Raw genomic sequence first — 12,501 nt, 5'->3', positions numbered from 1 at the left:
TGGCCGAACGCAGGTTTGAATCCGTGGGTAACCCGGCAGGACGCCGGGTTAGCCGCACTGGGCCAAGGATGGCCCATTGCGGCGGCCCACGGATTCAAGCCGGAGTGCGGGCATGCCGAGCCTAAGCGAGGCACCAAGTGGTGGGGCAAAGCGTTTTTTGGTTACTTTTTTAGGCGCTTTGTAAAAAAGTGACCCGCCGTAAGGGCGGAACCCTAAGCCGCCGTTACCGCAGCAACGGATATGCCCCCAATCTACCCCACCCGAAAAAAAACCATGCCTCATTTCATGCTGGTAAACGCAAGCTTCACACCAATAGCAATCAACACCGCCCCCATGGTCCGATCAAACCAGTGCCCCATACGCGCAAACCCAGCCCGCACGCGCTGCTGGCTGAACAACATGGCCACCAGGCAGAACCACACAGCCGTCGCCACAGCCAGGTACACCCCATAACCGGCCTGAATCGCCAGCGGCGTGTGCGGATTAATCACCACGGTAAACAGCGACAGAAAGAACAGCGTGGCCTTGGGGTTCAAGCCATTGGTCACAAAACCTGCAGTAAACGCCCCACGCGCAGTACGTTCGCCCACTTCACGGTGCAACTCGCCCTCGGCCACGGGCTTGGCCGGTTGCGCGCGCAACGCCTTGAAGCCGATGTACAGCAAGTACGCCGCCGCCGCCCATTTCAGCGCATTGAACAGCACAATCGACTGGGACACGATCAAGCCAATCCCGAGCAACGAGTAACCCACGTGCAGGAAAATCGCCGAACCAACACCCAGCGCGGTCCAGGTTCCGGCGCGACGGCCATGGGTCACACTCTCGCGCACCACCACGGCGAAATCCGGACCGGGACTGGCCACCGCCAACAAGTGAATCAAGGCTACGGTCAAAAACTCGGCGGCGTACATACTCACTCCAGTAAGTAACTGATTATTTCATCTGATAGGCTCGGGAGATTACGCCTTCGAACCCTGTCGCAAAAGGTACAGTTGATGACGAACAATCGCCGCGCCGTCTTCCTTGATCACCCGTCCCTGGACCTGGGGGACCTGGACCTCAGCGAATTGCGCAACAGCTTCAGCGACCTGCAGCTATACGCACACACCACGCCGCAAAATGTAGTCGAACGCTTGCAAGGCGCCCAGGTAGTCATCAGCAACAAGATCGCCCTGAACACCGAAACCCTGGAGGCCTGCCCCGAGCTAAAGCTGATCCTTGTATCGGCCACCGGCACTAACAACGTCGACCTCGCCGCCGCCCGCGCCCATGGCATTACCGTGAGCAACTGCCAGGGCTACGGCACGCCGTCGGTGGCGCAACACACGATCATGCTGTTGCTCAACCTGGCGACGCGCTTGAACGACTACCAACGGGATGTCGCCGCAGGCAAGTGGCAAGAGGCCAAGCAGTTCTGTCTGCTGGACTACCCGATTGTCGAGTTGGAGGGCAAAACCCTTGGCCTGCTCGGCCATGGCGAACTGGGCAGCGCCGTGGCGCGACTGGCCGAGGCCTTTGGCATGCGCGTGGTGCTGGGCGCAATTCCCGGGCGCCCTGCCCGCGCCGACCGCGTGCCGCTGGATGAATTGCTCACGCAGGTCGACGCGCTCACGCTGCACTGCCCGCTCAATGAACACACCCATGACTTTATCGGCGCCCGCGAACTGGCGCTGCTCAAGCCCGGCGCGTTTATCGTCAATACGGCGCGCGGCGGCTTGATCAACGAACAGGCGCTGGCGGACGCTTTGCGCAGTGGCCATCTGGGCGGCGCGGCGACCGACGTACTGAGCGTGGAGCCACCGGTGCAGGGCAACCCGCTGCTGGCTGGCGACATTCCTCGGCTGATCGTCACCCCCCACAACGCCTGGGGCAGCCGCGAAGCGCGGCAACGAATCGTCGGCCAATTGGCCGAAAACGCTCGAGGCTTTTTCAGCGGCGCCCCGCTGCGTGTCGTCAGTTGATAAACTGCGCCCCTTTTCAAGGAGCAGACCATGGATCCGCGCAGTGAAGTACTGCTTCGTCAGGCCGAACTTTTTCAAGGCAACCTGCTGCTGGTAGGGTTGCCCGCCGACGATTTGCTCGGCCGCCTGCCCAATGCTCACGGCTGGTGCTGGCATGCCGGTGACCAGGCCGCGCTCGACGCACGCTTCCCCGAGCGCAGCCTGTTCGGCGTGAACGTGCCCGAGCGCGCGTTTGATGCGGCGGTGATTTTCCTGCCCAAGTCCAAGGACCTCACCGACTACCTGCTCAACGCCGTGGCCGCGCGCCTGCCCGGCGCCGAGCTGTTTCTGGTCGGGGAGAAAAAAGGCGGTATCGAAAGCGCCGCCAAACAGATGACCCCTTTCGGCAAGCCACGCAAGCTCGATAACGCGCGGCATTGCCAGCTGTGGCAAGTCACCGTGGCCAACGCGCCCCAAGCGGTCGAGCTGGAAAGCCTGGCACAGGTGTTCGAGGTGCCACTGGCCGAGGGGCCGCTCAAGGTGGTGAGCCTGCCGGGCGTGTTCAGCCACGGTCGCCTGGATCGCGGCACCGAACTGTTGCTCGAGCATTTGGACAAACTACCCAGCGGGCATTTGCTGGACTTCGGTTGCGGCGCGGGCGTGCTGGGGGCGGCGGTCAAACGTCGCTACCCGCACAACACCGTGACGATGCTGGACGTGGATGCATTCGCCGCTGCCAGCAGTCGCCTGACCCTGGCGGCCAATAGCCTGGAAGCCGAGGTGCTGACCGGTGACGGCATCGACGCCGCGCCGATGGGTTTGAACGCGATTTTGAGCAACCCACCGTTCCATGTCGGGGTGCACACGGATTATTTCGCCACCGAAAATCTGCTGCGAAAAGCCGCGAAACACCTGGCAAAAGGCGGCGAACTTCGCCTGGTGGCCAACAGCTTCCTCAAGTACCAACCGTTGATCGAAGAGCACTTGGGCATCTGTGCGATCAAGGCCGAGGGCAATGGTTTCCGCATCTACCGTGCCAAACGCGGCTGATGGCTTTTTGAAAAAGAAGGCTTGCCGAATGGGTTTTGCCTAGGCAGAATCCGCTCCGTCCTAGGGGAGTAGTCTCCCACGAGCGCCACGCTCGTCCGGCATACGTCAACATACTTGGTCAGCAGACCATGGCGTATGCGACCCAGGAGTCCGCACAGACGGACCGGGGTTTGACAAGACCTATGACACGCACACCTTACCCGGGGCGGGAAGGCTGTACGTGTCATAGCCGTGTCGACCCGCCCCTGGAAACCTACCTGATGCTGGATTCATTACTCGTTCCTACCGCAATCGTTGCCTTGGCCGAAATCGGCGACAAGACGCAGCTGCTCGCACTCATCCTGGCCGCACGCTTTCGCAAACCCTGGCCGATCATCGCCGGCATTGTCGCCGCGACCCTGGCCAACCATGCGGCCGCCGGTGCCGTGGGGGCCTGGTTCGGCAGTTTCTTCTCGGATGCGGTGTTGCACTGGATTCTCGCGGCGAGTTTCTGTGCCACCGCGCTGTGGACCCTGGTGCCGGACAAACTCGACGATGACGAAGCCAGTACCACACGCAAGTTCGGGCCGTTCCTGACCACGCTGATTGCGTTCTTCCTTGCGGAAATCGGTGACAAGACGCAGATCGCCACGGTGATGCTGGCGGCGCAGTATCCGGAGTTGTGGCTGGTGATTATCGGCACCACCCTGGGCATGCTGATTGCGAACGTGCCGGTGGTCTTGGCGGGGAATTTCGCGGCGGAGAAACTGCCGCTGACGTTGATTCGTCGACTGGCGGCTACGGCGTTTTTCGTCCTGGCGGTGGTGGCGGTTTACAAGGCCATGCAAAGCAGCGGCTGGTTGTAAACCCAATCAAATGTGGGAGCGGGCTTGCTCGCGAAGGCGGCGGTCCAGTCAAAGATTTACCGACTGATACTGCGCATTCGCGAGCAAGCCCGCTCCCACATTTAGATCTTCACAAGCCTTGAAATATCAGGTTTTTTTGGCCTGTTGATAGAGCGGCATCACCTTCGGAATCGCCGCCTGCAACGAGGCGATCCGACTGTCGGAAGCCGGGTGCGTGCTCATGAACTCCGGTGGCGCGCCTTCCGAAGCCTTGGCCATCTTGTTCCACAACGTGATGGCCGCGTTTGGGTTGTAGCCAGCCCGGGCCGAAAGCTCCAGCCCGATCAGGTCCGCTTCGTTTTCGTTGGCGCGGCTGTTCGGCAAGGTCATGCCGTAGTTGGCAACCGTATCGGCTAAAGCCAGGCTGTCCTGGCCCAACCCGAACAAGGCACCAGCGCCCTGCTTGGCCATTTGGATGCCGTAGGCCTTGGACATGGCTTCACGCCCGTGTTCGCGCAACGCGTGGGCGATTTCATGGCCCATCACCGCAGCCAACTCGTCATCGGTAAGCTTGAGGTTGTCGATCAACGCGCTGTACACAAAAATCTTGCCGCCAGGCCCGCAGTTGGCGTTCATCTCATCGCTTTTGATCAGGTTCACTTCCCACTTCCACTGCGCCGCATCCGGGCGGAAGGTTGGTGCCTGGGCGATCAGACGATTGGCAATCGCCTGCACGCGCTTGGCGTTGGCGCTGGTTTTGTCCAGCATGCCTTTACCACTCGCCTCCCCCAGCGTCTGCTGATAGGACTGGGCGTACATCTGGTCGACTTCCTGGCTCGATAGCATGCTGAACATGTACTGCTTGCGCTCTACCCCGACGGCACCGCCGTTGGTGGTGTTTACCGACTGGCAACCAGCCAGCAGCATCGCTGCACTGAGTACGCTTACCGCCAATGACTTCTTCATCAACACTCTCCCTGGAAACCTGGCGCGTATCGTAGGCGGTCGTGTGTATCTGCGCCAGATACACAAGACGTGTAACCACCAACTTTCAGATACATCCCACACGCCTACAGCGGAGGCGGGTCATCCCGTTCAAGGTTTAGCGGTTTGCGGTGGTGTTGAGGCCGGTGAATCCAACCTGCAACCACAAGGCTTAAGCCGGCGTCAGGCACTCGGGCCCATTCAACTTCGGGTCATTCACCATGTTGGCCAGGACCCGCTCGCGCAATGCGACGGGCTCGCTGGCCAGCAAGCCTTGCAACACATGCAAGGGGGTCTCTGGATTCAACCAGGCCTCCTGCCCCGCCGCGTCGAGAATCAACGGCCGCCGCTGACTCTGCGCGGCCTGGGTGACCACTGCCGTGCTCAGCCACACCTGCTCCTGCACCGGATACGCCTCCCAGATGGCCGCAAAAAACAGCGTCGAGCCTTCACCCGGCGTCAGCCAGTAAGGACGCTTGCGTTGGGTGCCACGCCATTCGTAAAAACCATTGGCCGGCAGCAGGCAACGGCGCTGGCGAAAGGCTTCGCGAAACATCGGTTGCTCCGCCAGGGTTTCGGCGCGGGCATGGGCCGGAGTGCGGGAAAGGTCGGTCAGCCACGGCGGCGTGAGCCCCCAGCGGGCACGCGCAAGGGTGCGCTGGCCTTCGCTCTGGCGCTGGATCAGCACCGAATCATTCGGGGAGATATTCCACTGGGCCTTTTGATCCGAGGGGAATCCCGGTAAGGCAGCGAAGGCAGGGTTCCAGCGAAACAGGGCATAACGTCCACACATGGGGTAACACGACTCTTGGGTAAACCGACCGACAGCCTAACAGACCAATACGTCGGGGAAGCTGTCGGGTTCATCGCCGGGCAAGGGCTGCGCACCGATGTAAGCGGTAATCAGCTCGCGGGCGTAGGCGGCCTGGTCGTTATCTACTTCCAGCCCCAGCAGGCCGAAAATCGGCAGTTCGCCGGTACCGCCGAGCAAATGGCGCCCCACCAGGTGCGCCTCGATGCCCTCGCTGGCGAGCATTTGTTGCAGCAGCTCGCCTTCCATCAGGTTTTCCGGCTCATAAATTCGCTGCATGGGCGTACCTGTTATTCGTTTTCGCTGCGCACGTTCAGCATCCACTCGTCACCGTGTACCTGGAGCTCGAACGTAATCGGCCGGCAGCACACAGGGCAGTCTTCTATATATTCCTGATCGCCCGCCGACAGGTCCAGCAACGCTGTGACCACCTCTCCACAATAAGGACATTCGTACGACTCCTCTTCCATCGCGGTCTCCCAGGTGACTTGTGCGTATAATCGCCGGTCTATTTACAGGGCTATTCACGGCAGAGCCAATGTTGCGGCCGCACCCTGATATTTCCTTTACTAACACTAGCCGTTTCTAACAAGAGAGCATGATGGGCGAATTCGATACCATCCGACCTTACAACGACAGCGAAGTCCCGGCAGTGCTGGCACGTCTGTTCAGTGACAAGGCCTTTCTGGACATCCTGACCCACTTCCGCTTCCCGCGCTTTGCCGGCGCCCTGGGCTGGCTGCTCAAGCCGATGATCGCCCGCAAGCTGCGCCGTGAATTCGCCGGCGTCACCACCGTGGCCACGCTGCAGGACAAAGTCGAGTATTACGTCGATCACACCATTGATCGCGCGACCGACGGCGTAACCTACACCGGCGTCGAGCAACTCAAGTCGGGCACCGCTTATCTGTTTTTGGCCAACCACCGCGATATCGTGATGGACCCGGCCTTCGTCAACTATGCCGTGTACCACGCCGGCCTGCCAACGCCACGCATCGCCATCGGCGACAACCTGCTGCAAAAGCCGTTTGTCAGCGACCTGATGCGCCTGAACAAGAGTTTTATCGTGCACCGCTCGATCACCGGGCGAAAGGAAAAGATGGCGGCCTACCAACTGCTGTCGGCCTACATCAACCATTCGATCCGCAACGACTGCCAGTCGATCTGGATCGCCCAGGCCGAAGGCCGTGCCAAGGATGGGGATGATCGCACCGAGTCAGCGATCCTCAAGATGTTCCATGTCAGCCGCAAAGACGAGCCGTTTGCCGAGGTGATCCAGTCGTTGAACCTGACGCCGGTGTCCATCAGCTATGAATACGACCCGTGTGACAGCGCCAAGGCGCGCGAGCTGTATATCCGCGCCACCACCGGCACCTACAGCAAGGCGCCGGGCGAAGACGACGTAAGCATTGCCCTCGGTATCACCGGCTACAAGGGCCGCGTGCACGTGAACTTTGCACCGCCTATCACCGAACGTTTTGAAGACACCAAGCTGCTGGCCGTGGAGATGGACCGGCAGATTCTTGGGGGTTATCGCTTGTTCCCGGTGCATTACCTGGCGTACGCACAGTGGAGCGATGCCGACCCGCAATTGCAGGTGCCAACCGCGGCCGAGGTATTCCCGGCCGATGAATTGGCGAAGGCGAAAGCGGAGTGGGAGCGACGCTTGAATGAATGCCCGGCTGAACACCGGCCGTTTCTGGTGGTGCAATATGCAACGCCGGTGCGCAACCAGTATCGGGTAAAGGCCGGTATTCCCCTGTAAACACCGAATCAAAAATGTGGGAGCCGGTTTGCTTGCGAATGCGCTGATTCAGTCAACGATGTATCGACTGACACGCCGCTTTCGCGGGCAAGCCCGCTCCCACATTTGGTTGTGCGGTGTTCTTAGAGGTGGGTGCTGAGCCAGGAAATGGCCAGCGCTAGCCCAAGGCAGGCGAACCCGACACGGTAGGCCAGACGATGCGCCCGTTCGGTGCGCACATCCAGAAACAACATCGGCAGGTCGATCGCGCGGTCTTCGCTTTTCGCGGTCAGGTCGGCCAGGGCGCGCTGCTCACGCAAGCGGGTAATGAACAGCAGCGCTGCACCCGGGCAGGCCACCAATAAAGCCACAGCATTGATCAGTAGTGCGGGCAGCGCCATCGCAAACCTCGGTCGACCAGTATCTTGGTATCTATTCAGATACAAACCTGAACGATAGTGGCCTCCTGCCCGAGTAATGCTCCGTCCCCATGTACCCGTAATGTATCCAGTAATTTACAGCGTCACCTGAACGTCACCTTAACAAGCCACTCTGTTGCCCTTCGACGCTTAGGAGCTTGTCATGCTGCATGCGCAAAACCAGGATCGGCTGTACCTGATCGCCCCAAACGAAGAGCAAGAAGCCCTGGTCGGCGGCTTGGCATTCAACGTCCAGGATCGCCACTGGCTGGTGTATTGCGCCCTCGGCGGGCACCAGCACGCCGACCTGCCGGAACTGGATCTGCTGACTGGCGTAAGTGTGTTGGACTTTTATGTCGAAACGGCTGCATAAAAGCGACAGGCGTAAAAAAACCGGGCTCATCGCTGAGCCCGGTTTTTTGTGAGGCGCTTGTCGGCGGTTACTGCGCGCTGAGCAATTGGCCGATGCTTGGGTCTTTAAACAAACGCGTCAGCGCGTCGCTCAACACGTCGCTGACCAGCTTGGTGTTGGTTTCCTGGTTCGGCGACATACCGAAGCGCTGATTCAGAGAAGCGCCGTAGCGGCCACTGTAGCGACGCGTACCGGCACTGACATCAGATTTGAACGTCGCGCCGATGGAGGCTTCCGTCACATACAGGCCTTCTTTAGGCGACTGGTATTTCAGCTCCGCCAAGGTAATGGTCAGTTGAGGAGCGCCCGGCGAGTTGGCCGGGGTGAAACCCAACAGGCGCACGGCGGCTTCGGCCTGGGCTTGCAGCTTGGGCAGCACGTCCTGGCCGGTTACCGAAATAAGCGCAGTCTCAGGGTACAGGCCGCCACGGGAGCCCAGGGTTGGCGACGGACGACCATCCACTACACGCACCGACACCGGTTGGCCATGGCCTACAGGGGCCAGCTGCGCAGTGACTTTAGGTTGCGGGCTGAGTTGTTGCGGGCTGTTGGCGCAGCCAACCAGGGTCAAACTGGTCACAGTGATCAAACCGAACAGCAGGCGTTGCAACATACTCATTTCTCCAGGACTAGGTGCAAACAGACCGCCAGTATAACGGTGCACGCAGGTCACCCACCAGCCATCCTGAACGGCAGCTGAAGGCTTGCCGAAATTACAATTTCACATAAATTCGTCACTCCACTGTCATGGCACACTGGCAACCTTCGAGCATGTAACGTAACAGGTACAAAGCCATGCGCCTTCTCAAGTCATTGTTCATGTCACACCCCCGTCATCGCCACTATGCCCTGCTCGATGCGCACGGGCATTGCCTGGCGTTCAAGCAGTGCAGCCTGCCGCCTGTTGGCGAAGGTTGGGTGGAAGTGTCAGAGACGCATCTGGGCTGGATGCACCGCCCGCTACCGACAAGTGCCCGGGTCAGCCCACACGTTATGCACGCGCAACCCCAGCATGCGTTGGCCTCCTGACCGAGACACTAATAAAAGTCATAAAACACGCCCATTTCCTTGGCGTTCTTCGCTACAATCTCCCCCCGATTATAAGGACGTCTCCTGATCGGGCCTCGCAGCATCGTTAATGCCTCGGTATTAACCCCCAAATCGCCCACAGAGAGCCGCCCACACAGATCGAGTGAAGCTGGCGCGCTTGCTGTTTTCTTTGCAAACCACCCCTCTTTGCCGAATCTGCCAGAGCTGCCATTGCGCTCGGCCACTTGAGTTGTTTGCCCGTTTTGCCGCCTGTCGGCAGAGGTTTGCGGGCCAGGTGCCAGGCTGGGGCAGCCCTTTTTTGAGGTTCACGTCTTCAAAAGAGCGTGAAAAAACGGGTTTTCACAACTTCACAAGAGTGTGGCGAGCAAATGAATAGTTTGGCGTTTGTACAAGCACCATCAGCGTCTGGAACAGCCCAACCACACAGGACCGAGCACTCCTCAAACACCGGAGCTTGAGCCTGTCCGCTACGGATTGGTTGCACAAATCGCACGCTTTGACCATAAGTCGAATTGCCACAGGCGCCCATGAATGCGTTCATAGGCAGATTAGCCCGGCAGGAAGCGTGTGCTGAAGATGCAAAGAATTGCGAATCGGACATGGCGATCCTGGCCATGGGTAACCTGGGGCAACACGTGAACCGCCCCGTCACTCCTGGCAGCCATGCCGTCAATTTGGTGCTGCAGATTTTGGAGACGCGTTAAATGGCGCATAACGAAGCAGTCGACGTAGTACTGGTAGGGGCCGGCATCATGAGTGCCACCCTGGCCGTATTGCTCAAAGAGCTCGACCCCGGCCTCAAGCTGGAAGTCGTTGAGCTGATGGATTCGGGTGCCGCGGAGAGTTCCAACCCGTGGAACAACGCCGGTACCGGCCACGCTGGTCTGTGCGAGCTGAACTACACGCCGCAGGCAACCGACGGCTCGATCGATATCAAGAAAGCCGTGCACATCAACACCCAGTTCGAGGTGTCGAAGCAGTTCTGGGCGTACCTGACCAAAAAGGGCACCTTTGGCTCGTCCAAATCCTTTATCAGCCCAGTGCCGCACCTGAGCTTCGTGCAGGGTGAAAAAGGCGTTTCCTTCCTCAAGAAGCGCTTTGAAACCCTCAGCCAGCACCACGCGTTCTCGGACATGCACTACACCGAAGACCGCAATGAGATGGCCGAGTGGATGCCTTTGATGATGCCGGGCCGCCCACTCGACGAAAAAATCGCTGCCACCCGCGTCATGAATGGCACCGACGTCAACTTCGGCGCCCTGACCAACCAGTTGCTCAGCCACCTGAGCAGCTCGGCCGACGCCCAGGTCAAGTACAGCAAGCGCGTTACCGGCCTCAAGCGTAATGGCGCGGGCTGGACCGTCAGCATCAAGGACGTCAACAGCGGCAACAGCCGTGAAGTGGACGCCAAGTTCGTGTTCCTCGGCGCCGGTGGCGCGGCCCTGCCGCTGCTGCAAGCCTCTGGCATCGAAGAAAGCAAAGGCTTCGGTGGTTTCCCGGTCAGCGGTCAGTGGCTGCGTTGCGACAACCCGGAAGTGGTCAAGCACCACCAGGCCAAAGTCTACAGCCAAGCCGCCGTGGGTTCGCCGCCAATGTCCGTGCCGCACCTGGACACCCGCGTGGTCGATGGCAAGAAATCCCTGCTGTTCGGACCCTACGCCGGTTTCACCACCAAGTTCCTCAAGCACGGCTCGTTCCTTGACCTGCCACTGTCGGTTCGCGCCGGCAACATCGGCCCGATGCTGGCCGTGGCCCGCGATAACATGGACCTGACCAAGTACCTGGTCAGCGAAGTCATGCAGTCCATGGAGCAACGCCTGGAATCCTTGCGCCGCTTCTACCCTGAGGCAAAAGCCGAAGACTGGCGCCTGGAAGTGGCCGGCCAACGGGTACAGATCATCAAGAAAGACCCGAAAAAAGGCGGCGTGCTGCAATTTGGCACCGAGCTGGTGGCGGCCAAAGACGGCTCGCTGGCAGCCCTGCTGGGCGCATCCCCGGGCGCTTCGGTGACGGTGTCGATCATGCTCGAACTGATCGAGCGCTGCTTCCCGACCAAGACTGCCGGTGAGTGGGCGGCCAAGCTGCACGAGATCTTCCCGGCCCGGGAAAAAGTGCTGGAGACGGATGCCGAGCTGTATCGCAAGATCAACACGCAGAACAACATCAGCCTGGAACTGGTTGAGCAAAGCAATGAGGCCGAAAGCTACGCTTGAGGCTTTAACGCAATAAAAAACGCCCCGCTCTGTGCATGAGAACGGGGCGTTTTTTTATGTCTCGGATAATCAGCCGCGAGCGTTTTCGATCAGCTCGATGTACTCGGCGGCGTTACGCTGATCCTTGATCAGGTCAACGAAGGTCTGGCCATGCTCATCCTTGCCGTCGAGGTCCAGGCCTGCTTCCTTGAAAAAGCCCAGGAACCGCGCAAAGTCATCGATACGCAGGCCACGGTAGGCCTTGATCAGTTTGTGCAGGGACGGTGAAGTCGCATCGACCGGCTCGAAGTCCAGGAACAACTTGATCTGGTCGTCGCCGATCTCGTCACCAATCACCTGTTTCTTATCTTTACGCATTACCGACTCCAGCCTGCAGACATTACACGGGAGAGGAAGTCTACCTTCCAGACACCCCCTTCGAAAACAACCAAGCACACCTGTGGGGGCTGGCATGCCTGCGATAGTGTTGCATCAGTGACAGTTGGGCCAACTGGCTCACCGCTATCGCAGGCAAGCCAGCTCCCACATTGATTGCATTCACATGACTGAACGCGTGTCGGCTGAATCACTTTGCGCGAACAGCGCCGGTGTGCAGGTCCGCCCAGATATGCCCGTTGGCATAACTGAGGAACTGCACGTACACCGTGTCATTGCGCAGCAAGTCGACAATCACCCGGTACTGCGCCATCGGGTATGACAACGTCAGGGTTTTGCTGGTGTTATCGAACACTGGCTTTTTCAGGCTTTTGCTTTCGGCGTCAAAATTGAGCACCACCTGGCTGATGGTCGCGCCTTTGTTCAGGGACTTGCCCTTGAGGCGAATCATCAACGGCGAGGTCACCGGGATGGGCTGCTGCGTGGATTGCCGCTGGTTACCCACCACCACCGCGTACTCGGTGACTTGCAGCAGTTGCTGCTGGTCGGGGGTGTTGGCGCGCAGGGTAAGGTCATCCGGCGGCAGGAACTGGCTGTGCATCGGCGCGGGCGCCGCCGCCAGGGGCAGGCTGAGGGTCAACGCCAGGGCGGCGCAAGTGCGTATCAACAGGCTCATGGG

Annotated in this window: 16 protein-coding genes, 1 pseudogene and 1 riboswitch; of the genes and pseudogenes, 8 read left to right on the top strand and 9 right to left on the bottom strand. The window is 59.8% G+C overall.

Features of this window, described 5'->3' with window-relative positions; genetic code table 11:
* A pseudogene (locus ACDZ94_RS12860) lies at positions 1 to 192 on the top strand (hypothetical protein); the annotation flags it as partial.
* Between the two features lie 86 nt (positions 193 to 278).
* On the opposite strand, the gene ACDZ94_RS12855 reads toward ACDZ94_RS12860, so the two are convergent.
* Positions 279 to 911 carry a LysE family translocator gene (locus ACDZ94_RS12855; protein ID WP_053254450.1) on the bottom strand — a complete coding sequence of 211 codons (633 nt, stop codon included), beginning with the start codon at positions 909 to 911 and terminating at the stop codon, positions 279 to 281.
* Between the two features lie 84 nt (positions 912 to 995).
* On the opposite strand from ACDZ94_RS12855, the gene ACDZ94_RS12850 reads away from it, so the two are divergent.
* The 3 genes from ACDZ94_RS12850 (at position 996) to ACDZ94_RS12840 (ending at position 3,835) form a co-directional block, all read left to right on the top strand.
* Complete coding sequence (locus ACDZ94_RS12850) at positions 996 to 1,961, top strand: 2-hydroxyacid dehydrogenase (RefSeq protein WP_432750234.1); 966 nt, start codon at positions 996 to 998, stop codon at positions 1,959 to 1,961.
* 30 nt (positions 1,962 to 1,991) lie between these two features.
* On the top strand, positions 1,992 to 2,990 hold the full coding sequence (locus tag ACDZ94_RS12845) for a class I SAM-dependent methyltransferase (RefSeq protein WP_064450742.1): 999 nt from the start codon (positions 1,992 to 1,994) through the stop codon (positions 2,988 to 2,990).
* Between the two features lie 50 nt (positions 2,991 to 3,040).
* A riboswitch (yybP-ykoY riboswitch) is annotated at positions 3,041 to 3,162 on the top strand.
* An 88-nt stretch (positions 3,163 to 3,250) separates the two neighbouring features.
* Positions 3,251 to 3,835 carry a TMEM165/GDT1 family protein gene (locus ACDZ94_RS12840; RefSeq protein ID WP_053254447.1) on the top strand — a complete coding sequence of 195 codons (585 nt, stop codon included), beginning with the start codon at positions 3,251 to 3,253 and terminating at the stop codon, positions 3,833 to 3,835.
* Between the two features lie 126 nt (positions 3,836 to 3,961).
* On the opposite strand, the gene ACDZ94_RS12835 is transcribed toward ACDZ94_RS12840, so the two are convergent.
* The 4 genes from ACDZ94_RS12835 to ACDZ94_RS12820 all read right to left on the bottom strand — a co-directional run bounded on the left by ACDZ94_RS12835 (position 3,962) and on the right by ACDZ94_RS12820 (position 6,079).
* Entirely contained in the window at positions 3,962 to 4,780 is an 819-nt protein-coding gene (locus ACDZ94_RS12835; protein WP_064450741.1) for a M48 family metallopeptidase, read from the bottom strand.
* A gap of 190 nt (positions 4,781 to 4,970) precedes the next feature.
* Entirely contained in the window at positions 4,971 to 5,591 is a 621-nt protein-coding gene (locus ACDZ94_RS12830) for an SOS response-associated peptidase (protein WP_259763041.1), read from the bottom strand.
* Between the two features lie 36 nt (positions 5,592 to 5,627).
* Positions 5,628 to 5,888, bottom strand: coding sequence for a putative signal transducing protein (locus ACDZ94_RS12825; protein WP_064450739.1), 261 nt, complete (start codon positions 5,886 to 5,888; stop codon positions 5,628 to 5,630).
* Positions 5,889 to 5,899: 11 nt separating this feature from the next.
* Positions 5,900 to 6,079 carry a CPXCG motif-containing cysteine-rich protein gene (locus ACDZ94_RS12820; RefSeq protein ID WP_053254444.1) on the bottom strand — a complete coding sequence of 60 codons (180 nt, stop codon included), beginning with the start codon at positions 6,077 to 6,079 and terminating at the stop codon, positions 5,900 to 5,902.
* A gap of 131 nt (positions 6,080 to 6,210) precedes the next feature.
* On the opposite strand from ACDZ94_RS12820, the gene ACDZ94_RS12815 reads away from it, so the two are divergent.
* On the top strand, positions 6,211 to 7,374 hold the full coding sequence (locus ACDZ94_RS12815; protein ID WP_208604450.1) for a 1-acyl-sn-glycerol-3-phosphate acyltransferase: 1,164 nt from the start codon (positions 6,211 to 6,213) through the stop codon (positions 7,372 to 7,374).
* A gap of 122 nt (positions 7,375 to 7,496) precedes the next feature.
* Here the strand turns inward: ACDZ94_RS12815 and ACDZ94_RS12810 are convergent, their stop codons facing one another.
* Positions 7,497 to 7,754, bottom strand: coding sequence for a hypothetical protein (locus ACDZ94_RS12810; RefSeq protein ID WP_064450737.1), 258 nt, complete (start codon positions 7,752 to 7,754; stop codon positions 7,497 to 7,499).
* 181 nt (positions 7,755 to 7,935) lie between these two features.
* Between ACDZ94_RS12810 and ACDZ94_RS12805 the strand changes: the two genes are divergently transcribed.
* Positions 7,936 to 8,145 carry a hypothetical protein gene (locus ACDZ94_RS12805; RefSeq protein WP_053254441.1) on the top strand — a complete coding sequence of 70 codons (210 nt, stop codon included), beginning with the start codon at positions 7,936 to 7,938 and terminating at the stop codon, positions 8,143 to 8,145.
* 67 nt (positions 8,146 to 8,212) lie between these two features.
* On the opposite strand, the gene ACDZ94_RS12800 is transcribed toward ACDZ94_RS12805, so the two are convergent.
* On the bottom strand, positions 8,213 to 8,797 hold the full coding sequence (locus ACDZ94_RS12800) for a YajG family lipoprotein (protein WP_064450736.1): 585 nt from the start codon (positions 8,795 to 8,797) through the stop codon (positions 8,213 to 8,215).
* Positions 8,798 to 8,979: 182 nt separating this feature from the next.
* Between ACDZ94_RS12800 and ACDZ94_RS12795 the strand changes: the two genes are divergently transcribed.
* Positions 8,980 to 9,213 (top strand): hypothetical protein, encoded by a 234-nt coding sequence (locus ACDZ94_RS12795; protein WP_064450735.1) that lies wholly within the window; start codon positions 8,980 to 8,982, stop codon positions 9,211 to 9,213.
* 725 nt (positions 9,214 to 9,938) lie between these two features.
* Positions 9,939 to 11,447 (top strand): malate dehydrogenase (quinone), encoded by a 1,509-nt coding sequence (gene mqo, locus ACDZ94_RS12790; RefSeq protein WP_432750233.1) that lies wholly within the window; start codon positions 9,939 to 9,941, stop codon positions 11,445 to 11,447.
* 69 nt (positions 11,448 to 11,516) lie between these two features.
* Here the strand turns inward: mqo and ACDZ94_RS12785 are convergent, their stop codons facing one another.
* Both ACDZ94_RS12785 and ACDZ94_RS12780 read right to left on the bottom strand, forming a co-directional pair.
* Positions 11,517 to 11,804 (bottom strand): PA4642 family protein, encoded by a 288-nt coding sequence (locus ACDZ94_RS12785; RefSeq protein ID WP_064450733.1) that lies wholly within the window; start codon positions 11,802 to 11,804, stop codon positions 11,517 to 11,519.
* Positions 11,805 to 12,012: 208 nt separating this feature from the next.
* The gene (locus tag ACDZ94_RS12780; RefSeq protein ID WP_064450732.1) at positions 12,013 to 12,498 is read right to left on the bottom strand and encodes a hypothetical protein; all 486 of its coding nucleotides are present in this window, start codon (positions 12,496 to 12,498) and stop codon (positions 12,013 to 12,015) included.
* Positions 12,499 to 12,501: the final 3 nt, after the last annotated feature.

Source organism: Pseudomonas sp. UBT, assembly GCF_050915955.1.
Lineage (GTDB): Bacteria > Pseudomonadota > Gammaproteobacteria > Pseudomonadales > Pseudomonadaceae > Aquipseudomonas > Aquipseudomonas antarctica_A.
This window is presented reverse-complemented; position numbering and strand designations above follow the sequence as displayed.

Excerpts from the sequence above, each read along its gene's own strand:
- ACDZ94_RS12855 (WP_053254450.1), bottom strand. The coding sequence starts at position 911 with ATGTACGCCGCCGAGTTTTTGACCGTAGCCTTGATTCACTTGTTGGCG.
- ACDZ94_RS12850 (WP_432750234.1), top strand. The coding sequence starts at position 996 with ATGACGAACAATCGCCGCGCCGTCTTCCTTGATCACCCGTCCCTGGAC.
- ACDZ94_RS12845 (WP_064450742.1), top strand. The coding sequence starts at position 1,992 with ATGGATCCGCGCAGTGAAGTACTGCTTCGTCAGGCCGAACTTTTTCAA.
- ACDZ94_RS12840 (WP_053254447.1), top strand. The coding sequence starts at position 3,251 with ATGCTGGATTCATTACTCGTTCCTACCGCAATCGTTGCCTTGGCCGAA.
- ACDZ94_RS12835 (WP_064450741.1), bottom strand. The coding sequence starts at position 4,780 with ATGAAGAAGTCATTGGCGGTAAGCGTACTCAGTGCAGCGATGCTGCTG.
- ACDZ94_RS12830 (WP_259763041.1), bottom strand. The coding sequence starts at position 5,591 with ATGTGTGGACGTTATGCCCTGTTTCGCTGGAACCCTGCCTTCGCTGCC.
- ACDZ94_RS12825 (WP_064450739.1), bottom strand. The coding sequence starts at position 5,888 with ATGCAGCGAATTTATGAGCCGGAAAACCTGATGGAAGGCGAGCTGCTG.
- ACDZ94_RS12820 (WP_053254444.1), bottom strand. The coding sequence starts at position 6,079 with ATGGAAGAGGAGTCGTACGAATGTCCTTATTGTGGAGAGGTGGTCACA.
- ACDZ94_RS12815 (WP_208604450.1), top strand. The coding sequence starts at position 6,211 with ATGGGCGAATTCGATACCATCCGACCTTACAACGACAGCGAAGTCCCG.
- ACDZ94_RS12810 (WP_064450737.1), bottom strand. The coding sequence starts at position 7,754 with ATGGCGCTGCCCGCACTACTGATCAATGCTGTGGCTTTATTGGTGGCC.
- ACDZ94_RS12805 (WP_053254441.1), top strand. The coding sequence starts at position 7,936 with ATGCTGCATGCGCAAAACCAGGATCGGCTGTACCTGATCGCCCCAAAC.
- ACDZ94_RS12800 (WP_064450736.1), bottom strand. The coding sequence starts at position 8,797 with ATGTTGCAACGCCTGCTGTTCGGTTTGATCACTGTGACCAGTTTGACC.
- ACDZ94_RS12795 (WP_064450735.1), top strand. The coding sequence starts at position 8,980 with ATGCGCCTTCTCAAGTCATTGTTCATGTCACACCCCCGTCATCGCCAC.
- mqo (WP_432750233.1), top strand. The coding sequence starts at position 9,939 with ATGGCGCATAACGAAGCAGTCGACGTAGTACTGGTAGGGGCCGGCATC.
- ACDZ94_RS12785 (WP_064450733.1), bottom strand. The coding sequence starts at position 11,804 with ATGCGTAAAGATAAGAAACAGGTGATTGGTGACGAGATCGGCGACGAC.
- ACDZ94_RS12780 (WP_064450732.1), bottom strand. The coding sequence starts at position 12,498 with ATGAGCCTGTTGATACGCACTTGCGCCGCCCTGGCGTTGACCCTCAGC.